This window comes from Helicobacter pylori (assembly GCF_014496485.1).
Lineage (GTDB): Bacteria > Campylobacterota > Campylobacteria > Campylobacterales > Helicobacteraceae > Helicobacter > Helicobacter pylori_DD.
This window is the reverse complement of record NZ_JACTAX010000022.1, coordinates 1-3,270: the sequence shown is the minus strand read 5'-3', so window position 1 is coordinate 3,270 and position 3,270 is coordinate 1. Positions and strand designations below refer to the sequence as shown.

Sequence of the window (3,270 nt, the reverse complement as noted above, 5' to 3'; positions counted from 1 at the left end):
CAAAGGGTTAAGTCTTTTTGGGGTAGGAAATATCCATGCAGACTTTAAAGAACAAAGCCTTTCGTGTTAGTGTCCATTAGGGCGCTTTAGTTAGGAAGCTCCTTGCTTTAGCAAGGGGTGGTTTCACCCAATGGAATTTGATTTCTTAAATTTTCAACCACTAAGTCAAACACTTCTAACTCAATTTTTTGATTTAAAATATGCTTTTTTAAATCCTTAGTGAATTTCTTTTTTAACTCAATCTCTAGCATTCAAGCTCCTAAGAATTAAGAGCGAATTGCCAAATTTCACTAGCATTCTTAGGCTTAAAGTTTTCAGTCGTATTAGGATTATCAATATCTAATAAATCTTTTTTTAACTCATCATTAGGAATATATTTACTAGCTAAATTCTCATCTTTCTTAGCTTGAGAATATTGCTTTTTAATCTCTCTCATTTGTTTTTTAATTTCTAAAACTTTACTTTGATATTTAGCTAATTGTTTTTCTAATTTGCCAAGCTCTTTATAAAAATTAGCCCCCATTTCTACATTTTTTAACATCTTATTTCCTTAACTCAATCAATCATAATAACCCCATTATATCTAAATTAACCAAATCCATGCTAAAATAAAAATAATAGGGCGAGCATACCCTTTGTATATACAAATGGACAGCGATATAAAATCGCTTTAGCTCGCAGTGGGGCAAACCCCCCTTGACCCCCCCTAAATCATATTCATATTAAGGGATAGCCAAAAAAACATGGAAAAGCTTGTTACAAAAAAAACGATTACAAAAATTTTAAGATTATCACAAACAGAATGGCAAACTATCCAAACTCAAATGCAAGAAAAAAATTTAAACTTTTCTCAATTGGTTTTAAACTCCCTTTTAACTCAAAACTCACAAACTCCAACAAAATCTAAAAAACAAAAAGCGATCGCTAATAAAGAACTAGTTATTGAATTAGCTAAGTGGGGAAACAATTTAAATCAGATCGCTAAATGTCTCAACACTAATAAGGGGGCATGGGATAGATTAGGTTTAGAACAACTCATAGAAATCAGTTACCAATTAGAACAACTAAGATCCAAGTATGTTGGTTAAATTTTGGGGGACTAATCAAGGGGGCGGTGATGGTGATGGGAGCGTTAATTACTTGCTTAATGAAAGAGTAGAACAAGGCACAGCCAAAGTTTTAAAGGGCGATGCTAATCTAACTAAAAGCCTTTTACTCTCTCTTACTCAAAAACACAAGGCATGCGTAGGGTGCTTATCCTTTGAAGAGTCAAATATTAATGAGAGTTTAAAATACGAACTTATGGAAAGCTTTGAAAATGCCCTACTCACAGAAAGCATGCAAAATCGCTACAATATTTTATGGGTAGAACACACAGACAAGGGGCGTTTGGAGTTGAATTTTGTTATACCCAAAATTGACTTAGGGAGACAGAAAGCGTTTAACCCTTACTATCACAAAGTGGATTTAAAACGTATTGATACTTGGAAAGATTGTATCAATCTAAAACATGTCTTTACAAACCCCAAAGACCTAGAAAAACAGCACAACATACAACAACACCAAACTAAAAACCCCCAAAATAAAGAACTTTTAGCAACCTATGAAAAACTAGACAAGCTCATACAAGACAACTTAGGAAAGCTATTTAACAGCCGAGATGACATCATCAATTTTTTAAAAGATAATCAGTGTGAAGTTACTAGACAAGGCAAGGATTATATCAGTGTCAAGCTCCCTAACCAACAAAAAGCCAAACGATTGAAAGGATTTTACTACCATGAAACATTCAGAACTATTGCAGACATTAGAGAGCAACTTAGTGAAGCTAGACAGCGAGAAAGCCAAAGAGAACGCTCAAATTCTCACACAACTAACGACAACCATGCAGAACTTTTGCGAGAGCTTGAAAACAAGCTACACAGACACATTGAATACAAACAGCAATACTATAAAAAATTACATCAATCTACTTCAAAAGACCCAAGAGAACCTAAAGAACAGCTACCTAAAATTAGAGACAGCCAACAAAGAACACAACAAAACCATGCAAACGAAACTACAAGAGCTAGAGAAACAAATCCACAAGAACCTAGCCAAGAAATCCTTACTAATGCCCCTAACTTTCATCATGGGATTAGTCATCATGGGGGCAATATTAGTGGGGGCATACTTTCTCATCATTCTACCCAGCAAGGACAAGGAATTAGAGCTTTTACGGAAAGAAAATTTGCAACTCAAACAGCGAATAGACCAATTAGACAACGCCAATCTGCAAAGATTTTACCAACCAATACCGACCAAGAAATAAGGAGAAAAAATGCAGAACGAACATTTAAACAAGCTACAGAACGCTTTAATCAACGAAGTAGAGAACTTACAGAACGAGAAAGAGAGCTTACTGCAAGCAAAGAACAGCGAAATAGAGAGTTTAGAGAACGACAGAAACGAGCTATTGATCAAGCTAGAGAAAGTTACAGCAGAATTTCAAAAACTAAGCAACGATTACTTGAAATTAGAGACAGAAACCTTGAACTTGAAAGAGAGCTACGAAACGCTATCCCAAACGCACAACACACTATTAGCCAAATTTCAAGCTTTAGAGAGAGCAGAGAGGGCCGAATTGAATCAATTAATGCAAACCTTAGAACAGAAAGAAGTCTCGCTCAAAAACGATTTACAGACAATGTGCGAACAGATTTTACAACAAGAATTACAGAACGCTCAAATCAAAGAGCAAGAGACTTCACAAGCTCAATACAAGACACTACAGGCACAATTAGAGAATTTAGAAACAACTCTCAAACAAGAGCTAGAGCAATCCTACACAACCTTTATGCAAGAACACGAGACGCAATTAACGCAATTAAAGACATCTACAGAAACGCAAAAGAGCGAATTAGAGACTTCTTTCAAAGAACAGATGAGCGACTTTCAAGGCGAATGGAGCAAGAAACAAGAGAGCTTTATGCAAAAACAACACAGCTGGATAGAAAGATTAGAGAACACAATCAAAAAATAGAAAATAGCAGAAGTTATAGTCGTGGGTATGGGCGGTAATTGCATTATTGATAGCTGTGTTATAATCTAAAAAACATTAAAAAATTATAAGGAGTAATAATGAAAGAATATAAGATTTTTATCTGTAGTATTTCTTGAACCAATTCTTCAAATGTTTCTCATTTTTAGCGATGAAAGGTTTGAGCAGTTTCTCAGGCTTGTCCACATCTTGGATTGAGATTTGGATTTGATTGTCATTCAATTTGACAA

3 protein-coding genes and 2 pseudogenes are annotated in these 3,270 nt (G+C 35.0%); 3 read left to right on the top strand and 2 right to left on the bottom strand.

The window, feature by feature from the left end; all coding sequences use genetic code 11:
* Positions 1-70, top strand: a pseudogene (locus tag IC572_RS08040) (RNA-guided endonuclease InsQ/TnpB family protein); the annotation flags it as partial.
* A 58-nt stretch (positions 71-128) separates the two neighbouring features.
* Here the strand turns inward: IC572_RS08040 and IC572_RS07605 are convergent.
* Together IC572_RS07605 and IC572_RS07600 are read right to left on the bottom strand one after the other, a co-directional pair.
* A pseudogene (locus IC572_RS07605) lies at positions 129-251 on the bottom strand (type II toxin-antitoxin system mRNA interferase toxin, RelE/StbE family); the annotation flags it as partial.
* An 8-nt stretch (positions 252-259) separates the two neighbouring features.
* Positions 260-541 (bottom strand): jhp0828 family protein, encoded by a 282-nt coding sequence (locus IC572_RS07600; protein ID WP_000917053.1) that lies wholly within the window; start codon positions 539-541, stop codon positions 260-262.
* Positions 542-743: 202 nt separating this feature from the next.
* Here IC572_RS07600 and IC572_RS07595 point away from each other — a divergent pair, with 202 nt between their 5' ends.
* Positions 744-1,088: a plasmid mobilization protein gene (locus IC572_RS07595; protein WP_078217180.1), complete on the top strand. Its 345-nt coding sequence runs from the start codon at positions 744-746 to the stop codon at positions 1,086-1,088.
* Complete coding sequence (locus tag IC572_RS07590) at positions 1,078-3,060, top strand: relaxase/mobilization nuclease domain-containing protein (RefSeq protein ID WP_187855752.1); 1,983 nt, start codon at positions 1,078-1,080, stop codon at positions 3,058-3,060. Before IC572_RS07595 ends, IC572_RS07590 begins: the two co-directional genes overlap by 11 nt.
* Positions 3,061-3,270 lie beyond the last annotated feature (210 nt).

Coding starts and splice junctions, on each gene's coding strand:
- IC572_RS07595 (WP_078217180.1), top strand. CDS start 744: ATGGAAAAGCTTGTTACAAAAAAAACGATTACAAAAATTTTAAGATTA.
- IC572_RS07600 (WP_000917053.1), bottom strand. CDS start 541: ATGTTAAAAAATGTAGAAATGGGGGCTAATTTTTATAAAGAGCTTGGC.
- IC572_RS07590 (WP_187855752.1), top strand. CDS start 1,078: ATGTTGGTTAAATTTTGGGGGACTAATCAAGGGGGCGGTGATGGTGAT.